This window comes from Protaetiibacter mangrovi (genome assembly GCF_024752305.1).
GTDB classification, from domain to species: Bacteria; Actinomycetota; Actinomycetes; order Actinomycetales; family Microbacteriaceae; genus Homoserinibacter; species Homoserinibacter mangrovi.
Genome location: NZ_JANTHX010000007.1, coordinates 604,770 through 629,499 on the forward strand (window position 1 = coordinate 604,770; position 24,730 = coordinate 629,499).

Consider the following 24,730-nt stretch of genomic DNA (forward strand, 5'->3'; position numbering starts at 1 on the left):
CCATGCACCCCGCTCTGCGCGGCGACCACCACGTGCACTCGACGTTCTCGGACGACGCGGTCTCGACGCTCGCCGAGAACGTCGCCGCCGCCCATGCCGCCGGACTCACCGAGCTGCGTCTCGTCGACCACGTGCGCCGCGACACCACCTGGGTGCCCGAGTTCCTCGCCGCCGTCGCGGGGCTCGAGGTGCCCGACGGGCTCGTCGTGCGCACCGGGGTCGAGGCGAAGATCCTCGACGCGGCCGGCGGGCTCGACATCCCGGCCGACCTCGCCGGTGTCGACCGCATCCTCATGGCCGACCACCAGTTCCCCGGAACCGACGGACCGTGGTCGCCCGCCGCGACGGTCGAGCGCCTGGCGCAGGGCCTCGCACCGGACGACGCGCTCGACCTGCTGATCTCCGGACTGGTCGGGGCGATGCGCCGCCACCCCGGCAACCAGCTCGCGCACTGCTTCTCGATCCTTCCCAAGGTGGGCCTCTCCGAGGAGTCCCTCGGCGCCGAACGGCTCGCGGAATGGGCGGGCGTCGCCGCCGCGACCGGAACGGCCGTCGAGGTCAACGAGAAGTGGGCGTGCCCGGGGCCGCAGGCGCTCGCCGCCGCCCACGCCGCCGGGGTCGAGCTGGTCGCGTCGACGGACAGTCACGTCGCCTCCGACGTGGGACGCTACGAGCGGGTGATCCCGCTGCTGGCGGGTCTCGACGACGAGGGGGCGGTGTGATGGACGCGTTCTGGCAGGTGGCGTACGACGCACTGGTGGTGGTGCTCCTGGTCCTGGTCGCCACCGGCGCGGTCCCCGTGGTGACGGCCGCCATCCACTTCCTCGTCGTGCCGCTGCACGCGTTCATCAACCACTACGGCAAAGCCGAGCCGTTCACCCCGAACGTCGCCGTGCTGGTGCCCGCCTGGAACGAGGGAGCGGTCGTCGGCACGACCATCGACCGGCTGCTCGAACTGGACTACCCCGCCGAGGCGCTCCGGGTCTACGTGATCGACGACGCCTCCACCGACGACACCCCGGATGTGGTGCGGGCGAAAGCCGCCGAGCACGCCGGCCAGGTGTTCCTGCTGCAGCGGCAGCAGGGCGGCCAGGGCAAGGCGCACACCCTGAACCACGGGGTGCGGGTGGTGCTCGGCGAGGACTGGGCCGAGGCGGTGCTCATCATGGACGCCGACGTGATCTTCACCCACAGCTCCCTGCGCCGCATGACGCAGCACCTCGCCGACCCGCAGGTGGGCGCGGTGTCGGGCTACATCGCCGAGGGCAGTCGCGACCCCAACTACATGACGAGGTTCATCGCCATCGAGTACGTGCTCGCACAGCTCGCCTCGCGCCGGGCGCAGAACGTGCTGGGCGCCCACGCCTGCCTCGCGGGCGGCGCGCAGCTGCACTCGCGCGCGAACCTCGAGGCGATCGGCGGCGCCATCCCGACCGGCACGCTCGCCGAGGACACCGTGGCGACCTTCGAATCGCAGCTGCACGGGCGGCGCATGGTGTTCGAGCCGCACGCCGTGGTGCTGGCCGAAGAACCCGGCACGATCGACGCGCTCTGGAAGCAGCGGCTTCGCTGGGCCCGCGGCAACGTGCAGGTGAGCTCGATGTACCGCAAGGTCTGGTTCCGCTGGGGCCGCGGCGTGCACCACCTCGGCAACATCGCCTTCGGGGCGTCCTGGTTCAGCATCTTCCTGCTGCCGTTCGCGATGATCCTCTCGTCGATCGGGCTGGTCGGCCTGCTGCTGCTCGAGAGCGACCTGGCGCAGCTCGTGTTCCGGGCGCTGTGGATCACGGCGGCCCTCACCTACATCTTCTCGATGGTGCTCGGGGTGCAGCTCGACGGGCGGGTCGGACGGCTGTCCTGGCGCGAGGCGTTCCTGTTCCCGGGTGCGATCTCGTTCGTGGTGATGGTCGCGGCGCTCTTCCCCGGCCTCATCGAGGTGCAGCTGCCGGCGCTGTTCGGCATGAAGCTGCTGCCGGAGGGGTACTTCTGGCTGACCCTCGGCATCTACGTCTGGATCTCCGCGGCGATGGCGGGGGCGGCGCTCGCGCGGATGATCGAGAACACGAAGGCCGGACGCTTCCTGTCGCCGCTGCTCATCTACCTCGTGGGATACGGTCCGCTTCTGTGCGCCATCACGGTCGACTCGTACCTCAAGGAGTGGCGCAAGGCGGATACCGTCTGGATCAAGACCGAGAAGACGGGGAGGGTCCTGGGATGAGCGAGCAGTCTCGTCACGACCGCACCGAGGCGTGGGCCGACCTGCGCCGCATCGCACGACGCGAGTACCTGCTGCTGGTGCAGGCGGGGATCGCCGTCGTCGTCCTCGTCGCGATCGTCTGGGTGCGACAGGCGTTCTTCGCGTGAGCGGACTCCCCGTCGCGCTCGTCGTCGAAGACAGCGACGACCAGGCCGGGCTGCTGCGACGCTACCTCGAACGCTCCGGCTGCGACGTCGTCGTGGCCGCGAGCGGCGAGAAGGCACTCGAGCTGCTCGAGACGGTCAGCCCCGTGCTCGCCATCGTCGACCTGATCCTCCCCGGCATCTCCGGGGAGGAGTTCGCCGAGCACCTGCGGCGCACCCATCCCGACTGCCTGCTCGCGATCACCTCTGTGCACGACGCCACCCGCTATCCGGAAGCGGACGCGGTGCTGCCGAAGCCGTTCACCGGCGCGCAGGTCGCGGCCGTCGCCGAACGGGCGATCGGGTCGCCGTGACGCGGGCCGAGGGGCGGGTCTGGGAGCGCTGGTACGCGTTCCTCGACACCCCGAGCCCCCTGCTCAAGCAGGCGCCGACCGCGACCGCACTCGTGCTCGCGATCGTGATCACGCTGGTCACCCCGGACCTCGTCTTCGACCCGCTTCCCGCCGCGCTCGTCGGGATAGGGGCGGTCGCGGCGGCGACGTCGATGGCGCTCGTGTTGAGCCTGCAGCGCACGCCGGTACCCGAGTGGACCGTGCTCACCATCCCGATGATCGACATCCTCGGGCTCGGCCTGTTCCGGGCAGGCACCGGCGGCACCGGCTCGATCTACGCCGCCCTCATCCTGATGCCCATCGTCTGGCTCGCCGCCGCCCCGGGCTTGCGGAACGTGATCATCGTGGTGGGGCTGTCGTCGCTCGCGCTCTCGCTGCCCTACCTGGCCGACCCGCCCGAGAGCGGTTCGCAGTGGCTCCGTGTCATCGTCTCGCCCGCGATCTTCGCCGTGGTGGCGGTGATCATCAACGAGCTGTCGCGCCTCGGCCGCGTCCGTGCCGAAGAGGCGGAGCGGCTGGTCGCCGAACGGTCGGATGCGCTCGAGGAGACCATGCGCGCCGTCGCGAAGCTGCAGGACAGCGAGCAGCGCTACCGCGAGCTGCTCGAGATGTTCCGCAGCGTCTGGAACGCGACGACCGCCCAGGCCGTCGTCGCGACCGACCACGACGGGCTCGTGGTGGCCTGGAACCCGGGTGCGACCGAACTGTTCGGCTTCGAAGACCTCGACGCCGAGTACGCGATGCGGGTGCAGGAGCTGTTCTCGCCCGACACCGTCGCCATGCTCGACACGGAGGCGCTGCGCGTGCGCGACGACGACCCGCTCTCACCGGGCGTGCGTTCCCTGTTCGCGCTCGCCGACACCGGCATCCCGGTCGTACGCGAGTTCCCGATGACCCGCGAGGACGGGTCGACCGTGCCGGTGCGCCTCACCATCACCATCCGTCGCGACGGTACCGATGCGCGGGTCGGCTACCTGCTGGTCGCGACCGACGAGACGCGCGCCCACGAGGTCTCCCGCATGAAGGACGAGTTCGTCGGCATGATCTCGCACGAGCTGCGCACCCCGCTCAGCTCGATCCTCGGCTACCTGGAGCTCCTGCGCGACGACACCGAGCATCCGCTCACCGAGGAGCAGCTGCAGTTCCTGTCCGTCGCCGAGCGCAACGCGCGCCGGCTGCTGCGGCTCGTCGGCGACCTCCTGTTCACGGCGCAGGTCGAGTCGGGGCGCTTCCCGCTCGACAAGCACGAGGTCGACCTCGCCGCCGTCGTGCGTGCGGCGATCGAGTCGGCGCAGCCGGTCGCCGACACGGGCGGCGTCGGCATGGTGAGTGCCGTACCGGAACGCGAGGTGCGGGTCCTGGCCGACCCCGTTCGGATCGGCCAGGCGGTCGACAACCTCATCTCGAACGCGCTCAAGTTCACCCCGAGAGGCGGCGACGTCGTGGTCACCCTCACCGCCGACGAACAGGCGGCGACGATCAGCGTGCGCGACACCGGCCTCGGCATCCCGCCCGACGAGGTCGACCGGTTGTTCACCCGCTTCTTCCGCGCGAGCACCGCCACCCGGAACGCGGTGCCGGGCGTGGGACTCGGCCTCAACATCACCAAGGCGATCGTGAGCGCGCACGACGGCGAGATGGATGTCGCGAGCGAGGAGGGCGTCGGCACGGAGTTCCGCATCGTGCTGCCCCGCGGCACGCACTGATCGCGGGGCGCCTCAGTCGGTGGGCGGTGCCGGCGGCGTGCCGAGCGCGTCGAGCGCCGCCCAGAACTCCACGTCGACACTCGCCTGCACGTGGCGCTCGAGCTCGGCGAGGCGCTCCGTCGAGTTGACGCCCACCACGGTCGAATGGATGCGGGGATCCCGCAGCGAGAAGTGCAGAGCCGCCGTCGCGGGCTCGACACCCCACTCGGCGCACAGCGCCCGGAAGCGGTCGACGTGCGCCAGGAACTCGGCGCTCGGCTCCGAGTAGCCGTAGGTGCGGCCGCGGAAGTTGTCGCCCGCGAGGATGCCGGCGCCGAAGGGCGCGGCGTTGAACACGGTCATGCCGCGCTCGGTCGCGAGATCCAGGATCCGCTCGGCGGAGCGGTCGACGACCGTGTACCGGTTGTGGGTGAGCACCGCGTCGAACACGTCGGTCCGCACGTACTCCTCCACCAGCTCGCGGCGACCCGCGGCGATGCCGATCGCCCCGATCCGGCCCTGCTCCCGCAGCCGGATGAGGGCGTCGACCGCCCCGCCGGGCGCCATCGCGTCGGTCACCGAGATCGTGTACGGATCGTGCAGGTGGTAGAGCGGAAGCGTCTCGAGGCCGAGCCGCTCGGTCGACTCCTCGAAGCTGCGTCGCATCCGGTCGCCCGTGAAGGCACCGGTCACCGGGTCCTGGTCGCCCTTCGAGAACACCACCCGCTCCTCGGGCAGGCCGCCGATCCCGCGGATCGCCTCACCGAGCAGGCGCTCGCTCTCGCCGTCGGCGTAGTTGTTCGAGGTGTCGGCCTGGTGGAACGTCGACGACAGGATCGCCGTGGCGAGGGCGAGATCCGCGCCGGGCCGCTTGCCGAGGCCCGAGGTGCCGACGGTGACGGGTTCGAGTTCGAGGTGGAGCATGCGTCCATGGTGCCACTCGACGCTCCGCGGAGTGCGGATTCGCGTTCGGGCCGAATGCCCTCGCGCGCACTGCGAACGCCGCGTGCTACGCGGCGGAGGCGCCCTCGGCGGCCTCCCACGACTCGGCGATCAGCTCCGAGCCGAGCGGGGTGGGGTGCACGCCGTCGGCCGCGATCGCCGCGGCGCCGTGGTGGAGCGCCGCGACCGTGAGCACCCGGTGCAGCGGCACGAAGGCCGCGGCGAACTCGGTGGCGAGCGACGCGACGGCGGCGCGCTTGCCGTCGAGATCGTCGAGCCACTCCCTCTGCTCGTCCCGCACCGGCGTCAGGAACGGCTCGACGAGGATGAGCCGCGGGTTCGACGCCGCGAGCGCCTCCTCGAGCAGGCCCCTGTAGACGCTCTCGAAGTGCGCGGCGCTCGTCGGCATGCCGCGGTCGAAGCGCCGCCACGTGTCGTTGATGCCGATGTAGACGGTGAGCACGCTCGGGGCGAGCTCGATCGCATCCGCCTGCCAGCGCTCGCGGAGGTCGCCGATGCGGTCCCCGCCGATTCCGCGGTTGACGATCGTGCGATGGTCGCCGCGCCGCGCGAGACCCTCGGCCGCGAGGCGCACATAGCCGCGGCCGAGGCCGTCCGGATCGTCGCGTCGCCCGGCATCGGTGATCGAGTCGCCGATGAAGAGCACGGGGCCGGTCATGCGGTCAGGTTAGCGGCGATGTGCTGCTCGAGCCACGGTTCCAGGGCCATGACGGCGGTCCGTGTGAGGTGGGCGTTGAGGTCCTGATAGAGCACCACGTTGCCGAGCACCTGCGGACAGCCCGTCGGAGTGCACAGCACGGGGATGGGATCGATGACCGGGATCGCGAGCTCACGCGCCGCGGCGGCGGCCCGGTCCGGCACCTCGTCGAGGGCCTCCGTGCGCGACACGATGCAGTCGGCCGCGCGCACCGGGTCGCCACGGCTGTCGTCGATGCAGCGGTAGGCGGCATCCGTGACCCGCGGGACGTCGGCGATGACGACGACCGGCAGATCGTGTTCGACGAGGACGCGGTAGAACGCGGCGACGTCGTCGGCCGGGGTCGTGGACCCGCGGTAGCCGGTGGCCAGGATCAGGTCGTACCCGCCGGCCTCGAGGAGGTCCGGAACCTCCGAGCCGCCGGCGCAGGCGTAGAACCCGGCGCCGTCGCAGGAGACGCCGACGAAGGTGTCGAGGCGCCAGGCGCCCGCCTCGGCGGCATCCCGGAGTGCCGGGATGTACATCGCGGCATGGGAGTCGCCGGTGAGGGCGATCCGCACCGCGGCATCCTCGGGACCGTAGGAGCAGCGATGCGCCGCCTCGTGGGTGAGGTCGAAGCAGTCGTACATCCCCGCCTTGTCGTCGACGCGGGCGCCGATCGACGGCACGAGCGGCTCGAGGGGAGCGACCGGTGCCTCGAGGTCGGGGATCTCGCCCTGCGCGCTGGCGGGCTCGGACTGGTTGCCGAGAATCCAGAGCCCGCTTCCCGCCACGGCCACCACCAGCGCGATCGAGGTCGCCGCCGGCGCGAATCCCCGCCACCACGGCGTCGTCCAGAGGGTGCCGAACCGGAAGGGATCCTCCACGAGCACCTTCGAGATCGCGGCGAGCAGGATCGCGCCGCCGATCACGGCGACCTTCATCCCGGTGGTGAGGGGCCCGACGGCGCTCGCGAGCACGATGATCAGCGGCCAGTGCCACAGGTACACCCCGTACGAGATGTCGCCGAGGTAGGTCACCGGGCGGATGCGTCCGAGCACCGTCGGGGAGAACGGATGCCCGGGGTCACCCGCCGCGAGGCAGAGCACGGTGCCGAGCACGGGGATCGCGGCGATCCACCCGGGGAACGGCGCGCCGTCGGGGATCAGGAGCATCGAGCCGACGATCGTGAGGAAGCCGGCCCACGCCCCGGAGGTGCGCAGGATGGTGGCGCGGCGCGTGAGGGGTGCGACGTCGATCCGGGAGGAGACACCGAACGCGAGCAGGGCACCCGCCGCGAACTCCCACGCGCGCGTGGTGGTCGCGAAGTAGGCGAATCCGGGATCGCCGGCGGTCTGCACCACCGAGGCGGCGAACGACCCCACCAGCACGAGCACGATCGCCGCGAACGAGAACCTGCGGGCACGGCTCGCGTGGCCCGTCGTTCCGAGCTGATGACCGGAACGACCGGCGAGCCAGATCGCGACGACGAACAGGAGCGGCCAGACGATGTAGAACTGCTCCTCCACCGACAGCGACCAGAAGTGCTGGGTGGGCGACGGCGCCGCATCCCGCGTCAGGTAGTCGACGGAGTCATGGATCAGCAACCAGTTCTGCCCGTAGAGCGCGGCGGCGACGGCGTTGCGCAGGGTCGGGATCCAGGTCGACGCCGGCATCCACAGCAGCGCCGCGCCGATCGTCGCCAGCAGCACGACTCCCGCCAGCGGGAGCAGCCGACGCGCCCGGCGCGCCCAGAAGCGCCCGACGTGCACCCCGCTGCGCACGGCCGTGGGCAGCAGGTGCGAGGTGATCAGGAACCCGGACACCACGAAGAACACGTCGACGCCCACGTACCCGCCGGCGATCCGCTCGGGCCAGAGGTGATAGAGCAGCACGCCCCCGACCGCGAGCGCGCGCAGCACCTGGATGTCCGGTCGCGAGGGGGTTCGGGCGGTTCGCGCCGGCTCGCGGGTGGAGGACATGACGGATCATCGTAACCCGGCGGGGTACACGACCGTGCGCGAGGAGCGTCCCCCGATCAGGGGAGCGGACCGAGCAGGTTCGCGGCGACGGTCGCATGCACCGACTCGGTGTCGGAGGGGTGGTAGATGCCGGCGAGCACGTCGCGCTGCAGCCGCACGAGCTCGCTCGAGCTGCGGTAGCCGCCCCCTCCCGCGAGGCGCATCGCCTGGTCGACGACCTCGCGCGCGGTCTCGGTCGCGCGGTGCTTGAGGCCCGTGAGGTCGCGGAACCAGCGCGCCCCGCGATCGGCCTTCTCGTCGACGTCGCGCGCGACCGCGTCGAGCTGCGGGGCCAGCGCGTCGAGCGCGAGCGCCGCATCCGCGACCCGCCAGCGGATGTCGGGGTCGAGGGCGTAGCTCGCCCCCGCGTTCTTGAGGCCGGTGCGCCGCCGCACCGCCTCGACCGCGAGCTCGAGCGCGCGGTCGGCGATCCCCGCGTAGACGGCGGCGATGAGGGTGAGGAAGTTCGCGAACAGGGCGAAGATGAACGGGTCGGCGTTCGGGCCGACCGGCAGGAACCGCACGATGCGCGCATCCGGTACGACGGCGTGGTCGAGTGTCGTGGTGCGGGACTGGGTGGCGCGCATGCCGAGGGTGTCCCAGTCGTCGAGGGTGGTGACGCCCGCGTCGTCGCGGGTGAGGATGCCGTGCACGAGCCGGGGGCCGTCCGGGCCGTCCGCCTGCTTTCCGAAGACGATGAGGCGGGTCCAGGCGGGCGCGAGCGAGGTGAAGATCTTGGTGCCCGTGAAGGCGTAACCGGCGACGGGGGTCTCCACGCGTTCGGCGGTCGTGAGCGAGTCCCACATGACGAGGTCGTTGCCGGGCTCGCTGTTGCCGAAGGCGAACAGCTCGCCGGCTTCGGCATCCGCGAGCACCCAGTCGAGGTCGGGGATGCCGCGCTCCGACAGCGTGCGCGCGATGCCGACCACCACGAGATGCATGTTGATCGCGAGGGCCGTCGCCGGGGCGTAGGCGGCGAGCAGCCGCTGGTCGGCGACGCACTCGGCGAGACTGCGCGGGCGCAGGTAGCCGGCGTCGCGCAGCTCGGTGAGGTCCTCGTCGAAGAAGCGGTTCTCGCGGTCGTATCCGGGGGCCCGCTCGCGGATCCGCTCCAGCAGTTCGGGTGTCAGCACGCTCACCCCCTCACGCTACGACCGAGGCGTCACTTCGTGTCGGCATCCGGCGCGGGATGGCGACACAAACTGACGCCTCAGCGTGCGGCGAGCTGGGCTCGGGCGGCGTCGATGGTAGAGAGCACGTCGAGGGTGGTGTCGAGCGGATGCTCGGGCGCCTCGATCCGGCCGTCGGCCACGTGCTGCGCCACCGCGGTCGCCTGGTAGGCGAGCCCGTCGCGCCAGCGCATGCCCGTCTCGTCCTCCCAGTAGGCGTTGCCGCCGTCGATGCGCCCGATCCGGAACCCGCCGGGTCCGACGAACGGCTCGACCTCGAGCTTCAGCCCGTTCGACCCCGCGACCATCGCGGTGATCGGAAGGTCGACCGTCATGCTCGTGAACGAGCTGGCCGAGACCTCCGGCCCCCAGCCGAGCACGACGCGCGCATCCGCGTCGACGCCCGTCGGGGCGAGCTCGCCGGTCGCCGAGACCGACTCCGGTCGCCCGAGCACGAAGTGCGCCCACCACAGGGTGTAGACGCCGAGGTCGAGCAGGCTCCCCCCGCCGAGCGCCGGATCGAAGGCGCGGCTGTGCGGGTCGTACTCGAAGCGCCCCGCGAACGTCGCGGCGGCACCGACCGGGGTCTGCAGCACGCCGTCGTCGAGCAGGGTGCGGATGATCGTCGTCTGCGGCAGGAACCGCGACCACAACGCCTCCATCGCGAAGACCCCGGCGGTGCGCGCGGCGACCACGATCTCCGCGGCATCCGCGGCGGAGACCCCCATCGGCTTCTCGACGAGCACGTGCTTGCCCGCGTCGATCGCGAGCAGCGCGAGCCGGCGATGCTCGGAGTGCGGGGCCGCGACGAGCACGACGTCGACCTGCGGGTCGGCGACCAGCTGCTCGTACGAGCCGTACGCGGCCTCGATGCCATGGCGCGCTGCGAACTCGGACGCCCGTTCGGCGGACCGCGAGGCGACCGCGACCACCCGCTGGTCGGTGAACCGGTGCACGGCGGCCACCCAGTCGTTCGCGATGGCGCCGGGCGCGAGCACGCCCCAGCGCACCACGGGTCCACCGCGCAACGGCACGTGCGTCGGATCGGGGAAGACGAAGGCCATCCCTGCACGCTATCGACATCCCGGGTGAGGCTGTGCGACCCGGCAGGTAACCGTGGGGGGCCCGAGCGCACCCGCCTCACCCCGGATGATCGTGAGGCCAGTGTGGCACGCATGCATCTCGAAGAGTTCGGCGTCGCGTGCACGATCGCTGCGCGAATCCCCCCTCTGACGCAAGGAATCGGCCTAGGATTCTGCGGTGGACAACATCGACTACCGCATCCTCGATCTGCTCCGCCAGAACTCCCGCGCCGGATACGGCGACATCGGCGATCGCGTGGGCCTCTCGGCGTCGGCCGTGAAGCGGCGCGTGGACCGCCTCGTCGCCGACGGCGTCATCCGCGCGTTCACCATCCAGGTCGACCCGGCCGTCGACGGCATGGCCACCGAGGCCTACGTCGAGCTGTTCTGCCGGGGCACCGTGGCGCCCGACGAGCTCAAGCGCATCCTGTCGCAGGTGCCCGAGGTGGTGGACGCGTCGACCGTGACGGGGTCCGCGGATGCCGTGGTGCACATCCGCTCGCGCGACATCCCCTCGCTGGAGGACGCCCTCGAGCGCGTGCGCATCGCGCCGAGCGTCGACCACACGCGCAGCGCGATCGTGCTGAGCCACCTCATCCACCGCAGCTACGACTGATGCCCGCCGAGGCTCCCTACGAGCAGCTGCGCGACCGCCTGCTGGCCGAGATGCGCGCGGGTTCCCGCCCCGCGGGCGCGCGACTGCCGACGGTTCGGGCGCTCGCCGACGAGCTCGGGCTGGCCCCGGGCACGGTGGCGCGGGCCTACAAGGAGCTCGAGGCCCTCGGCGCGATCGAGACGCGCGGCCGCGCCGGCAGTTTCGTGGCGTGGTCGGCGGATGCCGGCGAGCGCCGCGTGCAGGAGCTCGCGGCCGCCCTCGTCACCACCGCCCGCGACCTCGACGTGCCGCCCGAGCGGGTGCGCGCGATCCTCGACGACGCGCTGAGCAACCCGAGCACCTGAGCTCCCAGCGGCCGCGGATCATCGCGGCGCAGGACAGCTCAGTGACCGTCCACGTTCGAGTCGACCCCCGCATCCGGGCCCTTCGACAGCGTCGCCAACGCCGCGAGTGCAGCCTCGTCGAGCTCGAGGTCGAAGATCGCCAGGTTGTCGCGCATGCGCTCCGGGGTGGCCGACTTCGGGATCGCCACGAGCCCCTGCCGCACGTGCCAGGCGAGCACCACCTGGGCGGGTGTGCGGCCGAGCCGCTCGGCCAGCTCGACCACGACCGGCTCGCGCAGCACGCCGGCTCCCTGCCCGCCGAGCGGGCTCCACGACTCGGTGACGATGCCGTGCTCGGCGTCGTACGCGCGCTGCGCGGGGCGGGTGATGTGGGGGTTCAGCTGGATCTGGTTCACCGCGGGCACGACGTCGGTCTCCGCGAGCAGCGTGTCCAGGTGTTCGGGGCGGAAGTTGGAGACGCCGATGGCGCGCGCGCGGCCGTCGGCGTGGAGGGACTCGAAGGTGCGCCAGGTGTCGACGAACAGACCGCGCTTCGGCAGGGGCCAGTGCATGAGCAGCAGGTCGACGTAGTCGAGGCGCATCCGGTCGAGCGCCGCCTGGAGGCCTCCGACCGCCTTGCCGTCGCCCTGGAACTCGCCGTCGAGCTTGGTCGTGACGAAGAACTCCTCGCGGGGGATCCCGGTGCGGCGGATGCCCTCGCCGACGCCCGCCTCGTTGCCGTAGCGGGTGGCCGTGTCGATGTGCCGGTACCCGAGCGACGCCGCAGCCTCGACCGCGTCGGCGACCTGCGCGTCGTCGAGGGGCCAGGTGCCGAGGCCGAGCTGCGGGATGCGGGCGCCGGTGTTCAGTTCGATGGAGGGGATGCTCATGCCCCCACGCTAGAGCGCGAGGTCGATCATCGCCCGATCCGGGGTGCCGAAGCGGTGGGCGGTGATCGAGATCGCCTGCTCGCGGAGGAACGGCAGCAGCTCGATGCGCCCGGCCGCGGTGACCGGGGCCGCATAGACGGCGATGTCGGGAGCGCCGCCGACCGCCTCCGCGAGAGCGACGTCGTCGCCCCCCACGAGGCGCACGCGCGCGGGCGCATCGCGTGCCAGCCGCGCGGCGAAGGCGGCGTCCGTCTCGACGACCGCGGTCCAGCCGAGGTCGCCCAGGATGCGCGCCTGCCGCAGGGGCGACGCGGAGCTGATCGCGAGCGGGGCGCGGGCGAGCGCGGCCGCGGCGAGCACCCGCACGAGCTCCGCGGCCGAGCCCTGCTCGGCGAGCCGCACGGTGACGGCGGCGGGTCGGTAGCGCAGCACGTTGCGCTCGACGCCCAGGCCGGTGACGTCGCGAGCGGTGCCGAACTCGTCGGCCCAGGCCGCCGCATCCGAGAACGCGCCCCGCCGCACGGCGTCGAACCCGCCGTAGTCGAGCGCGGGCTGGAAGGCCTCGATGAGGCCGCGCACCCGCGGCGCCAGGCCGTCGAGGCGCAGGTCGCCCTCCGGGGCAGCGGGTACGGGATGCCAGTCCCCGAGCGCCAGCAGCGTGTTCGGTCCGCCGGCCTTCACCGAGGTGCCCACCGACGAGCGCTTCCAGCCGCCGAAGGGCTGACGCCGCACGATCGCGCCGGTGATCGGCCGGTTGACGTAGAGGTTGCCCGCCTGCACCGTGTCGACCCAGTGCGCGACCTCGTCGGCGTCGAGCGACTGGATGCCGGCCGTGAGCCCGTAGTCGACGGCGTTCTGCAGGGCGATCGCCTCGTCGAGGTCGGCCGCGCGCATGAGCCCCAGCACCGGCCCGAAGAACTCGGTGCGGTGGAAGTCGGAGCCCGCGGCGACCCCGTCGCGGACGCCGGGCGACCAGAGGCGGTCGGTGCCGTCGAGCTGCCGCGGCTTCACGAGCCACGACTCCCCCTCGGCCAGGCGCGTGAGCCCGCGGGCGAGCTTGCCGGAGGGCGGCTCGACGAGGGGTCCGACCACGGTCGACGCCTCCTGCGGGTAGCCGACGGCGAGGCTCGCCACCGCGTCCGCGAGCTGCCGGCGGAAGCGTTCCGATTCGCCGACCGAGCCGACGAGGATCGCGAGCGAGGCCGCCGAGCACTTCTGTCCGGCGTTGCCGAAGGCGCTCGCCACGAGATCCTTGACGGCGAGGTCGAGGTCGGCGCTCGGGGTGATCACGATGGCGTTCTTGCCGCTGGTCTCGGCGAGCAGCGGCAGCTCGGCGCGCCACGAGCGGAACAGGGCCGCGGTCTCGTACGAGCCGGTGAGCACGACGCGTCCGACCTCGGGCGAGGTCACGAGCCGGCGGCCGAGCGCGTCCTCGTCGACGTCGACCAGGCGCAGCAGCTCGCGCGGCACCCCGGCCTCCCAGAGCGCCTCGGCGAGCACCGCGGCGCTGCGCCGGGCCTGCGGCGCGGGCTTCAGCACGACGGCGCTGCCCGCGGCGAGCGCCGAGAGCACCCCGCCGGCGGGGATCGAGACGGGGAAGTTCCACGGCGGCACCACCAGCACGAACGGCACCGGCGCGAAGGTGGCATCCCGGATGGCGGGGAGCTCGCGCGCCGCCGCCGCGTAGTGCACGGCGAAGTCGACCGCCTCGCTGACCTCGACATCCGCCTCGGCGAGCGTCTTCCCGGTCTCGGCCGCCATGACCTCGATGAGCCGGCCGCGGAACACCGAGAGCACCTCGGCCGCCCGCTCCAGCAGCTCGGCGCGCGCGTGCGGTGCGACGCGCCCCCAGTGCCGCCCGGCCTCCGCCGTGTCGCGCAGCAGCCCCGCGAGCTGGGCGTCGTCGTCGACGCGGGCGGCCGCGGCCGTGCGCTCTCCGAGCGTGCTCTGCGCGGTGCGTTCGAGGATGGCGTGCGCCCACACCCGGTTGGCGACGAGGGCGGGGTCGGTGTCGGGCTCGTTGCGGAACGCCTCGGGCGCGCGTGGCAGCGGCGGGCTCAGCCGGTTCTGGGTGCGGTTCGCGGGGGGCACCTCGTCGTCGAGGGCGGCGAGCGACGCCTCGAATCGCTCCGCCTCGCGCCGGAACACGGCGGGGTCGCCGAGCGTGAACACCCCCGACATGAAGTTCTCGGGACTCGCGTTCTCCTCGAGGCGACGCACCAGGTAGCCGATGGCCGCGTCGAACTCGTCGGGGTGCACGACCGGGGTGTAGAGCAGCAGGCGGCGCACGTCAGCCCGAACCGCCCGCGCCTGCGCGGGCGCCATGCCGAGCAGCATCTCGACGTCGAGCTGCTGCTCGACGCCGCGGCCGTTCGCGAGCAGCCACGCCCAGGCGAGGTCGAAGAGGTTGTGACCCGCGACGCCGATACGCACCGCCGAGCTCGCCTCCGGTGCGAGCGCCGCCATCAGCATCCGCTTGTAGTTCGTGTCGGTGGCGCGCTTGCTCGACCAGGTCGCGAGCGGCCAGCCGTGCATCGTCGCGTCGACCCGCTCCATCGCGAGGTTGGCGCCCTTCACGATGCGCACCTTGATGCCGGCACCGCCCGCGCGCACCCGCGCCCGCGCCCACTCGGTGAGATGGGCGAGCGCCGCGACCGAGTCGGGCAGGTAGGCCTGCAGCACGATGCCGGCCTCGAGGCGCGCGAACTCCGGCTCGTCGAGCAGGCGGGTGAACACGGCGATCGTGAGGCCGAGGTCGCGGTACTCCTCCATGTCGAGGTTGATGAACTTGCGGGTCTTCGCGCGGACGGCGTCGAGGTAGAGCGGGCGCAGCAGCTCGGCGACCCGCTCGACCGTCTCGTCGAAGCCCCAGAGCGTCAGCTGCGCCGCGACCGACGACACCTTGACCGAGACGTAGTCGACGTCGTCGCGGGCGAGCAGCTCGCGCGTGCCCTGCAGTCGCCTCGCCGCCTCCCGGTCGCCGAGCACCGCCTCGCCGAGCAGGTTGAGGTTCAGGCGGGCACCGGACGACCGCAGCCGGGCGAGCGTGCCGTCGAGCTTCTTCGGGGTCGCGTCGATCACCAGATGGCTGACCATCCGACGCAGCACGCGCCGGGCGACGGGGATGACGAGGCGGGGCGCGAGCACCGCGAACCCGCCGCCGAGCACGACCGCGGCCCGCAGGTACCAGGGCAGGAATCGCGGCACGCGACGCGACAGGCGCTCGAAGCTCTTCGCCGCGACGCGGGGATCCTCCGGGCGCACCACGCGGTCGACGAAGCCGAGGGTGAAGTCGAGGCCGAGGGGGTCCTGCAGCACCCCCGCGAGCTGCTCGGCCGCCGCATCCGGCTTCTCCCCCTCCGCCGCCGCGAGCCAACGCCGCACGAGCGCGACCGTCTCGTCGAGGGTCGGCAGATCGGGGGGAACCGCCATGTTCCGAGAATAGACAGAGGCCCCGGGGAGTTTCTCGCCCGGGGCCTCAGTCTGAGGATGTTCTCATCCGGCTCAGGCCGCGGCGGCGGCCTCCAGCTTGGCCTCGCGCACGCCGCGCAGGGCGCCCGCCCAGCTCTCGAGCTGGTTCACGAGGTTCTGCAGGGTGGCGAGGTGCTGCTCACCGGGCGTGAAGGTGCTGAAGTTCTCGAAGTCGTGGAAGAACGAGAAGGCGAGCTGGGTGCGCACGTCGGCGATCTGCAGCTCGCCGAGGGTGCTGCGCAGCTTGTCGGCGGCGCGGATGCCGCTCGAGAGGGCGCCGTAGCTGACGATCGCGCCGGCCTTGTCGTTCCACTCGCGGTAGATGAACGAGATGGCGTTCAGCAGCGCGGGCGACGGGGCGTGGTTGTACTCGGAGGTCACGAAGACGAAGCCGTCGTACCGGTCGATCTTCTCGGCCCAGGCGCGCGTGTGGTCGTGCTCGTAGCGGCCGGCGGATGCGGGGATCGCCTCGTCGAGCAGCGGCAGGTTCGCCTCGGCGATGTCGACGACCTCGTACTCGGCCTCGCCGAGCCGGTTGGCGTGCTCCCCGACCCACTGGGCCACCTGGTCGCCCACCCGACCGGGGCGGGTGCTGCCGATGATGATGCCGATGCGCAGCGCGCTGGTCATGAGTGTCCTCTCGTTAGTTGACGTGTCACCGTAACACAACAAGTTGATGCGTCAACTCATTCCCGGGCAGTATCCTGAGGCGCATGTCGACGATGTCCGAGGTGAGCCCCGACGACTGGGACCTCTGGCGCGACTACTTCCGCGGGGGTCGCGAGCTCGTCGCGGCGCTCGACCGGCGCCTGCAGGACGACGCGGGCATCTCGCATCCGGAGTACCTGCTCATGATGAGCCTCTGGTACGCCCCCGACCAGCACCTGCGCACCGGCGAGCTCGCCGAGGAGCTGTCGTGGGAGAAGAGCCGGGTCTCGCACCAGGTCTCGCGCATGGAGTCGCGCGGACTCGTGGAGCGCCGCGAGTGCAGCACGGATGCGCGGGGCGTCTGGGTCGAGCTGACCGCCGACGGCAAGCGCCTGCTGCTGCGCGCGACACGCGACCACACCGACGCGATCCGCGAGTGGTTCATCGACACCATGACCGACGAGGAGAAGCGCGTGCTCGGCACGATCGCGCGCCGGGTGCGCCGCACGATCGGCACCGCGTGCGACGAGGCGGCCGCCGTTGACACGGGAGACGCCGCCTAGGCTCGGAGGAGCGTCCGCGACGAGGGGCGCGCGGGGAGGGACCGTGCTCGAGATCCGGGATGTCAGCAAGAGCTACGGCGCGCGACGCGTGCTCGACGCCGTGGGGTTCGACGTCGCGCCGGGGCGCATGACGGGCTTCGTCGGCGCGAACGGCGCCGGCAAGACGACCACGATGCGCATCATCCTCGGCGTGCTCGACGCCGACACCGGCACCGTCACCCTCGACGGCGAACCCCTCGGACCGACCGGGCGACGGCGCTTCGGCTACATGCCCGAGGAGCGCGGCCTCTACCCCAAGATGAAGCTCGGCGAGCAGCTGGTCTACCTCGCCCGGCTGCACGGCCTGTCGAGAGCCGACGCCGGCCGCAACACCGACGCCCTGCTCGAGCGGCTGTCGCTCGGCGAACGGGCGGGCGACGCGATCGAGAAGCTGTCGCTCGGCAACCAGCAGCGCGCCCAGATCGCCGCCGCACTCGTGCACGACCCGGAGGTGCTGATCCTCGACGAGCCGTTCAGCGGGCTCGACCCGATGGCCGTCGACGTCGTGGTCGAGGTGCTCGCCGAACGGGCGCGCAGCGGCGTTCCGGTGCTGTTCTCGAGCCACCAGCTCGACATCGTGGAGCGCCTGTGCGACGACCTGGTGATCATCGCCGAGGGCCGCATCCGCGCCGCCGGCGCCCGCGACGCGCTGCGCGAGGAGCACGCGACGCTGCGCTATCGGCTGCAGACCACGGGTGACGCCGCCTGGGTGCGCGACGAGCCGGGCGTCACCGTGATCGAGGCGGAGGGCGGCTCCGCGCTGTTCGACGCCGACGACGCGGATGCGGCCCAGCGCGTGCTCGCGGCGGCGATCGCCCGCGGCCGGGTCGCCGACTTCGCCCGGCAGCATCCCTCGCTCTCGCAGATCTTCAAGGAGGTCGCACGATGACCGCCACCGCGCAGCCCTACTCGACCCCCCGCACGGTGTGGCTCGTCGCCCAGCGGGAGGTGATGGTGCGGCTGCGCAGCGTCGCCTTCCTGGTGTCGACCGGCATCCTGCTGGCGCTCATCCTCGGCTCGGTGCTGATCAGCGCCGTGACCGCCGCCAACGCGCAGGCGCCGAAGGTGGCCGTGGTCGCGGGCGTGACCCTGCCCGCGGGCAGCGGCCTCACGGTGATCGAGGCGGACACCCGCGACGCGGCGGAGGAGCTCGTGACCGCCGGAACGGTCGACGCGGCGATCGTGCCCGACGCCGGGCCGCTCGGCTACGCCGTGGTCGGCGACGACAGCATCCCGTTGGGCGTCGTGCAGGCGCTCAGCGTCTCCCCGCCCGTGCACCTGCTCGACGCGAGCTCGACGGCGGGCGTGCTCGGCTACTTCGTCGCCATCGGCTTCGGCCTCGTGTTCTTCGTGTCGGCGATGACGTTCGGGCAGACGATCGCCCAATCCGTCGTCGAGGAGAAGCAGACCCGCGTGATCGAGATCCTGCTCGCCACCATCCCGACGCGGGCGCTGCTGGCCGGCAAGATCCTCGGCACGACGATCCTCGCGCTCGGGCAGATCGTGCTGCTGCTCGCGATCGCCGTGACCGGCCTCACGATCACGGGGCAGGGCGCGCTGCTGGCCGGGCTCGGGCTGCCGTTCGCCTGGTTCGCCGTCTTCTTCGTGCTGGGCTTCATGCTGCTGGCCGCCCTGTTCGCGGCCACCGGCGCGATGGTCTCGCGGCAGGAGGACATCGGCTCGACGACGACGCCGGTGACGATGCTCGTGATGCTGCCCTACCTGATCGTCGTCTTCTTCAACGACAACGACCTCGTCGTGCGGATCATGTCGTACGTGCCGTTCTCGGCGCCCATCGGGATGCCGCTGCGGCTGTTCCAGGGCGACGCGGCCTGGTGGGAGCCCATCCTGTCGCTCGCGATCCTCGCCGCGACGTGCGTCGGGGTGATCGCGCTCGGCGCCCGCATCTACGAGAACTCGCTGCTGCGGCTCGGTCAGCGGGTGCGGTGGGCCGAGGCCCTGCGCGGCTAGGCACCAGAATGGTGAGGTGACTCTGCACGACACCTCCTTCCGCGGCTTCGCGAGCGACAACTACGCCGGAATCCACCCCGAGGTGATGGATGCCATCGCCGCGGCGAACGGCGGGCACCAGATCGCGTACGGCGAAGACGACTACACCGCGCTACTCGGCGAGGTGATCCGCGCCGAGTTCGGCGAGCGCGCCGAGGTGTTCCCGGTATTCAACGGCACCGGCGCCAACGTCGTCTCGCTGACCGCGTTGCTGCCGCGCTGGGGGTCGGTCGTCGCGACGAGCACGGCGCACATCCACACCGACGAGGGCGGTGCCCCCGAGAAGGTCGCGGGGCTCAAGCTCTTCGTCGTGCCGACGCCCGACGGCAAGCTCACCCCCGAGCTGCTGGCCACCGAGGCCTGGGGCATGGACGACGAGCACCGCGCCGAGCCGGCGGCCGTCTCGATCACCCAGACCACCGAGCTCGGCACCCTCTACACGCCGGACGAGGTGCGGGCGATCGCCGACGCCGCCCACGCCGCGGGCCTCGCCGTGCACATGGACGGCGCGCGCATCTGGAACGCGGCAGCCGCACTCGGGGTGCCGTTCCGGGCCTTCACCACGGATGCCGGGGTCGACATCCTGAGCTTCGGCGGCACCAAGATCGGCGCGCTCGGCGTCGAGGCGATCGTCGTGCTGAACCCCGACCGCGTCTCGGACATCGTGCGGCTGCGCAAGACGACGATGCAGCTCGCGAGCAAGATGCGCTTCTTCAGCGCCCAGCTGCTCGCGCTGTTCGACGGGGTGGGGCTGCGGGCGGCCGAGCACGCCAACGCGATGGCGGCGCGGCTGCGTTCCGCCCTCGAGGGGGGCATCGCCGACGGCTCGATCACGGGCCTGTCGTTCAGCCAGGCGACCCAGGCGAACGCCGTGTTCGCGGTGCTCGCGAACGATGCGGCCGACCGCATCCGCGCGCGCTTCCGCTTCTACGACTGGGATCGCGCGGCCGGTCAGGTGCGCTGGATGACGGCGTTCGACACGACGGAGGCCGACATCGACGCGTTCGTCGCCGCGATCCGCGAGGAACTGGCACGAGCGTAGGCTCGACGGGTGACGAGGTCGCCTGCCGAGATGCCGTGGCTCGACTCCTACGCCGAGGGCGTGCCGCGTGAGCTGGAGGTTCCGCCGGGGTCGCTCGTCGACCTGATCGCCGAGTCGGTGCGCTCCTACCCGGGTCACCCGGCGCTCGAGTTCTTCGGCCGCGAGACCAGCTACGCCGCCCTCGGCTCCCAGATCGACCACGCGGCGGAAGGCCTGCGGCGCCTCGGCGTGCAGCCGGGCGACCGGGTGGCGCTCGTGCTGCCGAACTGCCCGCAGCACGTCGTGGCGTTCTACGCGATCCTGCGGGTCGGCGGCATCGTCGTCGAGCACAACCCGCTCTACACGCCCCGCGAGCTGCGGCACCAGTTCGAGGATCACCGCGCCCGCGTCGCGATCGCGTGGGACAAGACGGTGCCCACCCTGCAGGACTTCCCCGCCGACCTCGCGCTCGACTCGATCGTCTCGGTCGACATGACGCGCGCATTCCCGGTGCGGATGCGGATGCTGCTGCGCCTGCCGATCGAGAAGGCGCGCACCAGCCGCGCCGAGCTCACGAGCGAGGTGCAGGGCACCGTCACCTGGGAGGAGCTCCTCACCGGCCCCGCGATCCCCGCATCCGCTCCGACGCCCGCCGCCGACGACGTCGCCCTCATCCAGTACACCTCCGGCACCACCGGAACCCCCAAGGGCGCGACCCTCACCCATCGCAACCTGGTGGCGAACGCCGCGCAGGCCCGCGCCTGGGTGCCCGCGATCCCCCGCGGCTCGGCGTCGGTGCACGCGATCCTGCCGCTCTTCCACGCCTACGGCCTGACCCTCTGCCTCACCTTCGCGATGAGCATGGGCGCGCGGCTCGTGCTGTTCCCGAAGCCCGACCCCGACCTCGTGCTGCCTGTCTTCAAGAAGCGACCGCCGACCTTCCTGCCCGCGGTGCCGCCGCTGTACGACCGGCTGCGGAAGGCCGCCGAGGAGAAGGGCGTCTCGCTCCAGGGCATCGAGATCGCGATCTCCGGGGCGATGCCGCTGTCGAAGGACGTCGTCGAACCCTGGGAGGCCCTCACGGGCGGCTACCTCGTCGAGGGCTACGGCCTCTCCGAGTGCTCGCCCGTGCTCATGGCGAACCCGGTCGCGCCGAACAGGCGCGCGGGCACCGTCGGCCTGCCGCTGCCCGGCACCGAGCTGCGCGTCGTCGACCCCGACGAGCCCACCCGCGACGTCGAGCCGGGCGAACCGGGCGAACTCGTCGTGCGCGGTCCGCAGGTGTTCTCGGGCTACTGGAAGAAGCCGGAGGCCACGGCCGAGGTCTTCACCGACGGATGGTTCCGCACGGGCGACATCGTCTCGGTCGACGACGCGGGCTTCGTCACCATCACCGACCGCATCAAGGAGCTCGTGATCACGGGCGGCTTCAACGTCTCGCCCTCCGAGGTCGAGGACATGCTGCGCGGCTACGACGGCATCGCGGATGTCGCGATCGTCGGCATCCCCGACGCGCGCGACGGCGAGCACGTCGTCGCCGCGGTCGTCGCCGAGCCGGGGGCGAGCGTCGACACGGATGCGCTGCGCGCCTGGGCGAAGCAGCAGCTCGCCGCCTACAAGGTGCCGCGGCGCGTGCACCTGGTCGACGAGCTCCCGAAGTCCATGATCGGCAAGGTGCTGCGGCGCAAGGTGCGCGAGCAGCTGATCGCATCCGGAGCAGAGAAGGGCACCCCCGCGTGAAATTCGGCATCTTCATCCCCCAGGGCTGGCGTTTCGACCTGGTGGGCATCGACCCCGCACGGCAGTGGGGGGTGATGCACGACCTCGCCCAGGCCGCGGAGGCGGGACCGTGGGAGTCGCTGTGGGTCTACGACCACTTCCACACCACGCCGGTGCCGAGCGAGGAGGCCACCCACGAGGCGTGGACCCTCATGGCCGCGTTCGCGGCGTCGACCTCGCGCATCCGGCTCGGGCAGATGTGCACGTGCGTCGCGTACCGCAACCCCGCCTACCTCGCGAAAGTCGCCGCGACCGTCGACCTGATCTCGGGCGGCCGCCTCGAGATGGGCATCGGCGCCGGCTGGTACGAGCACGAGTGGCGCGCCTACGGCTACGGGTTCCCGGATGCGCCGGCCCGGCTGCGCGCGCTCCGCGAGGGCGTCGAGGTCATGCACCAGGCCTGGACCACCGGCACGGCGACCCTCGACGGCGAGTTCTGGCAGGTCGACGGCGCGATCGTCGAGCCCCGCCCGCTGCAGGACGGCGGCATCCCGTTCTGGGTCGCCGGCGGGGGTGAGAAGGTGACGCTCAAGATCGCGGCGCAGTACGCGAGCTACACGAACTTCAACGGAGGCGCCGAGGAGTTCGCCGCCAAGAGCGAGATCCTGCGCGGGCACTGCGAGACCCTCGGCAGGGACTTCGGTGCGATCACGCGCTCGAGCAACTTCAACACGATCATCGCCGAGACGAGCGCCGAGGTGCATCGCAAGGTCGACGCCCTCGAGGCGCGGCTCGCGGCGTCGATCGGCGACGCCAAGGCGGCGGAGCTCGTGTCGCAGTACCGCGGGGTGGCCTCCAAGGAGGGCATCGCCGGCACCCCCGACGAGGTGATCGAGGTGCTGCGCGAGCGCGAGGCCCTGGGGCTCGGCTACAGCATCCACTACTTCCCCGACTCGGCGTACGACCGCTCCGGCGTCGCCCTCTTCGAGGAGAAGGTCATCCCCGCGCTGAGCTGACCCCCGGCGGGGCGGCGGCGGCGTGTGTGACGCGAGGTTGCGGAGGGATTCGGCCTGCGGGCGGGCGGCGGTTAGCGTCGACCGGTGACGCGCGAGGCCCCCATCCACGAACTCCTGGTCGAGACCCGCGCCTACCCGCCGCCCGCCGAGCTCGCCGCCCGGTCGAACGTCGCGCCGGATGCGTGGGCGCGCGCCGCCGACGACCCGGTCGCGTTCTGGGCGGATGCCGCCCGCCGCCTTCGCTGGGAGACGCCGTTCACGCGCACCCTCGACTGGACGCCCGCGCTCGCCGCCGATGGAACGCTGCAGCCTCCGCGCGCCGAGTGGTTCGCCGACGGCACCCTCAACGTGGCGGTGAACTGCGTCGACCGGCACGTCGACGCCGGCCTCGGCGATCGGGTCGCGTACCACTGGGAGGGCGAGCCCGGCGACAGCCGCACGCTGACCTTCGCCGAGCTGCAGCGCGAGGTCGCGAAGGCGGCGAACGCGCTCACGGAGCTCGGCATCCGGCGGGGCGACCGCGTCGTGATCTACCTGCCCGTGCTGCTCGAGACGGTCATCGTGACGCTCGCGGTCGCCCGGATCGGTGCCGTGCACTCGCTCGTCTTCGGCGGCTTCTCGGCCGAGGCGCTGCGCTTCCGCGTCGAGGACACCGGAGCCAAGCTGCTCGTCACCTCCGACGGCCAGTACCGACGGGGGAAGGCCGTTCCGGTCAAGGACAACGCGGATGCCGCGGTCGCGGGCCTCGACCACGTCGAGCACGTGCTCGTGGTGCGCCGCACGGGCGACGAGATCGCGTGGACGCCGGGCCGCGACGTGTGGTGGCACGAGCTCGTCGAACGGCAGCCCGACACCCACGCGGCCGAGGCGTTCCCCGCCGAGACGCCGCTCTTCATCATCTACACCTCCGGAACCACGGGACGGCCGAAGGGTCTCGTGCACACGAGCGGCGGCTACCTCACCCAGGCCTCGTGGACCCACTGGGCCGCGTTCGACGCGAAGCCCGACGACGTGCACTGGTGCACCGCCGACCTGGCGTGGGTGACCGCGCACACCTACGAGCTGTACGGACCGCTCAGCAACGCGACCACCCAGGTGATCTACGAGGGCACCCCGGATGCGCCGCGCCGCACCCGGCACTTCGAGATCATCGAGCGCTACGGGGTGACCGTCTACTACACGGCGCCGACGCTCGTGCGCACCCTCATGACCTGGTTCCCCGACGGGGTTCCGGAGGGCTTCGACCTCGGCAGCATCCGACTGCTCGGCTCGGTCGGCGAGGCCATCAACCCGGAGGCCTGGGTGTGGTTCCGCGACAACATCGGCGCGGGGTCGGCCCCGATCGTCGACACCTGGTGGCAGTCGGAGACCGGCGCCGCCGTCATGGCCCCGCTGCCCGGGCTCACGACCGTGAAGCCCGGCTCCGCCACCCGCGCGCTCCCCGGTCTGCGCACGCTCGTGGTCGACGAGCACGGCGACGAGGTGCCGCGGGGGGCCGGCGGGTACCTGGTGATCCCCGACCCCTTCCCGTCGCTCGCGCGCACGGTGTGGTGCGACCCGCAGCGCTACCTCGACTCGTACTGGCGCCGCTTCGCCGACCGCGGCTACTTCTTCTCCGGCGACGGCGCGAAGGTCGACGCCGACGGCGACGTCTGGTTGCTCGGTCGCGTCGACGACGTCATCAACGTCTCCGGCCACCGCCTCTCGACGATCGAGATCGAGTCGGCGCTCGTCGCGCATCCGCTCGTCGGCGAGGCCGGGGTCACCGGCGCCGAGGACCCCGTGACGGGCGAGGCCATCGTCGCGTTCGTGATCCCCGCGCGTGAGCTCGGACCGGATGCCGTCTCCGAGCTGCGCGCGCACGTGGCCCGGGCGATCGGCCCGATCGCGAAGCCGCGCGAGATCCACATCGTGCCGGAGCTGCCGAAGACCCGCTCGGGCAAGATCATGCGGCGCCTGCTGCGCGACATCGTCGACGGGCGCCCGCTCGGCGACACCACGAGCCTGCAGAACCCCGACGGCCCGGCGCGCATCGCGGAGCTCGTGCGGGCCACCTGACCCGAGG

General features: G+C 72.1%; 22 protein-coding genes. 14 read left to right on the forward strand and 8 right to left on the reverse strand.

The genetic code is table 11. From position 1 onward, the window contains the following. Window positions 1-2: 2 nt before the first annotated feature. The 5 genes from NUH29_RS10560 to NUH29_RS10580 are packed head-to-tail and all read left to right on the forward strand — an operon-like array spanning window position 3 to window position 4,459. Window positions 3-722 (forward strand): PHP domain-containing protein, encoded by a 720-nt coding sequence (locus NUH29_RS10560; protein ID WP_258799079.1) that lies wholly within the window; start codon window positions 3-5, stop codon window positions 720-722. Further along, window positions 722-2,218 carry a glycosyltransferase family 2 protein gene (locus NUH29_RS10565; RefSeq protein ID WP_258799080.1) on the forward strand — a complete coding sequence of 499 codons (1,497 nt, stop codon included), beginning with the start codon at window positions 722-724 and terminating at the stop codon, window positions 2,216-2,218. Before NUH29_RS10560 ends, NUH29_RS10565 begins: the two co-directional genes overlap by 1 nt. Further along, the gene (locus tag NUH29_RS10570) at window positions 2,215-2,364 is read left to right on the forward strand and encodes a hypothetical protein (protein ID WP_258799081.1); all 150 of its coding nucleotides are present in this window, start codon (window positions 2,215-2,217) and stop codon (window positions 2,362-2,364) included. The genes NUH29_RS10565 and NUH29_RS10570 overlap by 4 nt, the downstream gene beginning before the upstream one ends. Further along, a complete protein-coding gene (locus tag NUH29_RS10575; protein WP_258799082.1) occupies window positions 2,361-2,714 on the forward strand; it encodes a response regulator transcription factor in 354 nt (117 codons plus the stop codon). The genes NUH29_RS10570 and NUH29_RS10575 overlap by 4 nt, the downstream gene beginning before the upstream one ends. After that, complete coding sequence (locus NUH29_RS10580) at window positions 2,711-4,459, forward strand: PAS domain-containing sensor histidine kinase (protein ID WP_258799083.1); 1,749 nt, start codon at window positions 2,711-2,713, stop codon at window positions 4,457-4,459. Before NUH29_RS10575 ends, NUH29_RS10580 begins: the two co-directional genes overlap by 4 nt. Before the next feature lie 12 nt (window positions 4,460-4,471). On the opposite strand, the gene NUH29_RS10585 is transcribed toward NUH29_RS10580, so the two are convergent. The 5 genes from NUH29_RS10585 to NUH29_RS10605 form a co-directional block, all read right to left on the reverse strand. Beyond that, window positions 4,472-5,362 carry an aldo/keto reductase gene (locus NUH29_RS10585; protein ID WP_258799084.1) on the reverse strand — a complete coding sequence of 297 codons (891 nt, stop codon included), beginning with the start codon at window positions 5,360-5,362 and terminating at the stop codon, window positions 4,472-4,474. Window positions 5,363-5,447: 85 nt separating this feature from the next. After that, window positions 5,448-6,059 carry an SGNH/GDSL hydrolase family protein gene (locus NUH29_RS10590; RefSeq protein ID WP_258799085.1) on the reverse strand — a complete coding sequence of 204 codons (612 nt, stop codon included), beginning with the start codon at window positions 6,057-6,059 and terminating at the stop codon, window positions 5,448-5,450. Next, window positions 6,056-8,059 (reverse strand): acyltransferase family protein, encoded by a 2,004-nt coding sequence (locus NUH29_RS10595; protein WP_258799086.1) that lies wholly within the window; start codon window positions 8,057-8,059, stop codon window positions 6,056-6,058. The genes NUH29_RS10590 and NUH29_RS10595 overlap by 4 nt, the downstream gene beginning before the upstream one ends. 56 nt (window positions 8,060-8,115) lie before the next feature. Then, a complete protein-coding gene (locus NUH29_RS10600; RefSeq protein ID WP_258799087.1) occupies window positions 8,116-9,237 on the reverse strand; it encodes an acyl-CoA dehydrogenase family protein in 1,122 nt (373 codons plus the stop codon). A 71-nt stretch (window positions 9,238-9,308) separates the two neighbouring features. After that, window positions 9,309-10,331, reverse strand: a complete 1,023-nt coding sequence (locus NUH29_RS10605) for a Gfo/Idh/MocA family protein (protein WP_258799088.1) — start codon at window positions 10,329-10,331, stop codon at window positions 9,309-9,311. Between the two features lie 196 nt (window positions 10,332-10,527). Between NUH29_RS10605 and NUH29_RS10610 the strand changes: the two genes are divergently transcribed. Beyond that, window positions 10,528-10,965 (forward strand): Lrp/AsnC family transcriptional regulator, encoded by a 438-nt coding sequence (locus tag NUH29_RS10610; RefSeq protein WP_258799090.1) that lies wholly within the window; start codon window positions 10,528-10,530, stop codon window positions 10,963-10,965. Then, window positions 10,965-11,309, forward strand: coding sequence for a GntR family transcriptional regulator (locus NUH29_RS10615; protein ID WP_258799092.1), 345 nt, complete (start codon window positions 10,965-10,967; stop codon window positions 11,307-11,309). Before NUH29_RS10610 ends, NUH29_RS10615 begins: the two co-directional genes overlap by 1 nt. Before the next feature lie 38 nt (window positions 11,310-11,347). Here the strand turns inward: NUH29_RS10615 and NUH29_RS10620 are convergent, their stop codons facing one another. The 3 genes from NUH29_RS10620 to NUH29_RS10630 all read right to left on the reverse strand — a co-directional run bounded on the left by NUH29_RS10620 (window position 11,348) and on the right by NUH29_RS10630 (window position 16,279). Next, window positions 11,348-12,178, reverse strand: a complete 831-nt coding sequence (locus NUH29_RS10620; protein ID WP_258799093.1) for an aldo/keto reductase — start codon at window positions 12,176-12,178, stop codon at window positions 11,348-11,350. Between the two features lie 9 nt (window positions 12,179-12,187). Continuing rightward, window positions 12,188-15,610 (reverse strand): bifunctional proline dehydrogenase/L-glutamate gamma-semialdehyde dehydrogenase, encoded by a 3,423-nt coding sequence (locus tag NUH29_RS10625; RefSeq protein ID WP_258799094.1) that lies wholly within the window; start codon window positions 15,608-15,610, stop codon window positions 12,188-12,190. A gap of 72 nt (window positions 15,611-15,682) precedes the next feature. Further along, complete coding sequence (locus tag NUH29_RS10630; RefSeq protein WP_258799095.1) at window positions 15,683-16,279, reverse strand: NADPH-dependent FMN reductase; 597 nt, start codon at window positions 16,277-16,279, stop codon at window positions 15,683-15,685. Window positions 16,280-16,362: 83 nt separating this feature from the next. Between NUH29_RS10630 and NUH29_RS10635 the strand changes: the two genes are divergently transcribed. The 7 genes from NUH29_RS10635 (at window position 16,363) to acs (ending at window position 24,723) form a co-directional block, all read left to right on the forward strand. Further along, window positions 16,363-16,860 carry a MarR family winged helix-turn-helix transcriptional regulator gene (locus NUH29_RS10635; protein WP_258799096.1) on the forward strand — a complete coding sequence of 166 codons (498 nt, stop codon included), beginning with the start codon at window positions 16,363-16,365 and terminating at the stop codon, window positions 16,858-16,860. 43 nt (window positions 16,861-16,903) lie between these two features. After that, window positions 16,904-17,788, forward strand: a complete 885-nt coding sequence (locus NUH29_RS10640) for an ABC transporter ATP-binding protein (protein WP_258799097.1) — start codon at window positions 16,904-16,906, stop codon at window positions 17,786-17,788. Then, window positions 17,785-18,870 carry an ABC transporter permease gene (locus NUH29_RS10645; RefSeq protein WP_258799098.1) on the forward strand — a complete coding sequence of 362 codons (1,086 nt, stop codon included), beginning with the start codon at window positions 17,785-17,787 and terminating at the stop codon, window positions 18,868-18,870. Before NUH29_RS10640 ends, NUH29_RS10645 begins: the two co-directional genes overlap by 4 nt. Before the next feature lie 16 nt (window positions 18,871-18,886). Further along, complete coding sequence (locus NUH29_RS10650; protein ID WP_258799099.1) at window positions 18,887-19,951, forward strand: threonine aldolase family protein; 1,065 nt, start codon at window positions 18,887-18,889, stop codon at window positions 19,949-19,951. A gap of 30 nt (window positions 19,952-19,981) precedes the next feature. Continuing rightward, complete coding sequence (locus tag NUH29_RS10655) at window positions 19,982-21,670, forward strand: long-chain-fatty-acid--CoA ligase (RefSeq protein WP_258799262.1); 1,689 nt, start codon at window positions 19,982-19,984, stop codon at window positions 21,668-21,670. Continuing rightward, a complete protein-coding gene (locus NUH29_RS10660) occupies window positions 21,667-22,665 on the forward strand; it encodes an LLM class F420-dependent oxidoreductase (protein ID WP_258799100.1) in 999 nt (332 codons plus the stop codon). Before NUH29_RS10655 ends, NUH29_RS10660 begins: the two co-directional genes overlap by 4 nt. 84 nt (window positions 22,666-22,749) lie before the next feature. Next, complete coding sequence (gene acs / locus NUH29_RS10665; protein WP_258799101.1) at window positions 22,750-24,723, forward strand: acetate--CoA ligase; 1,974 nt, start codon at window positions 22,750-22,752, stop codon at window positions 24,721-24,723. The last annotated feature ends 7 nt before the right edge of the window (window positions 24,724-24,730 follow it).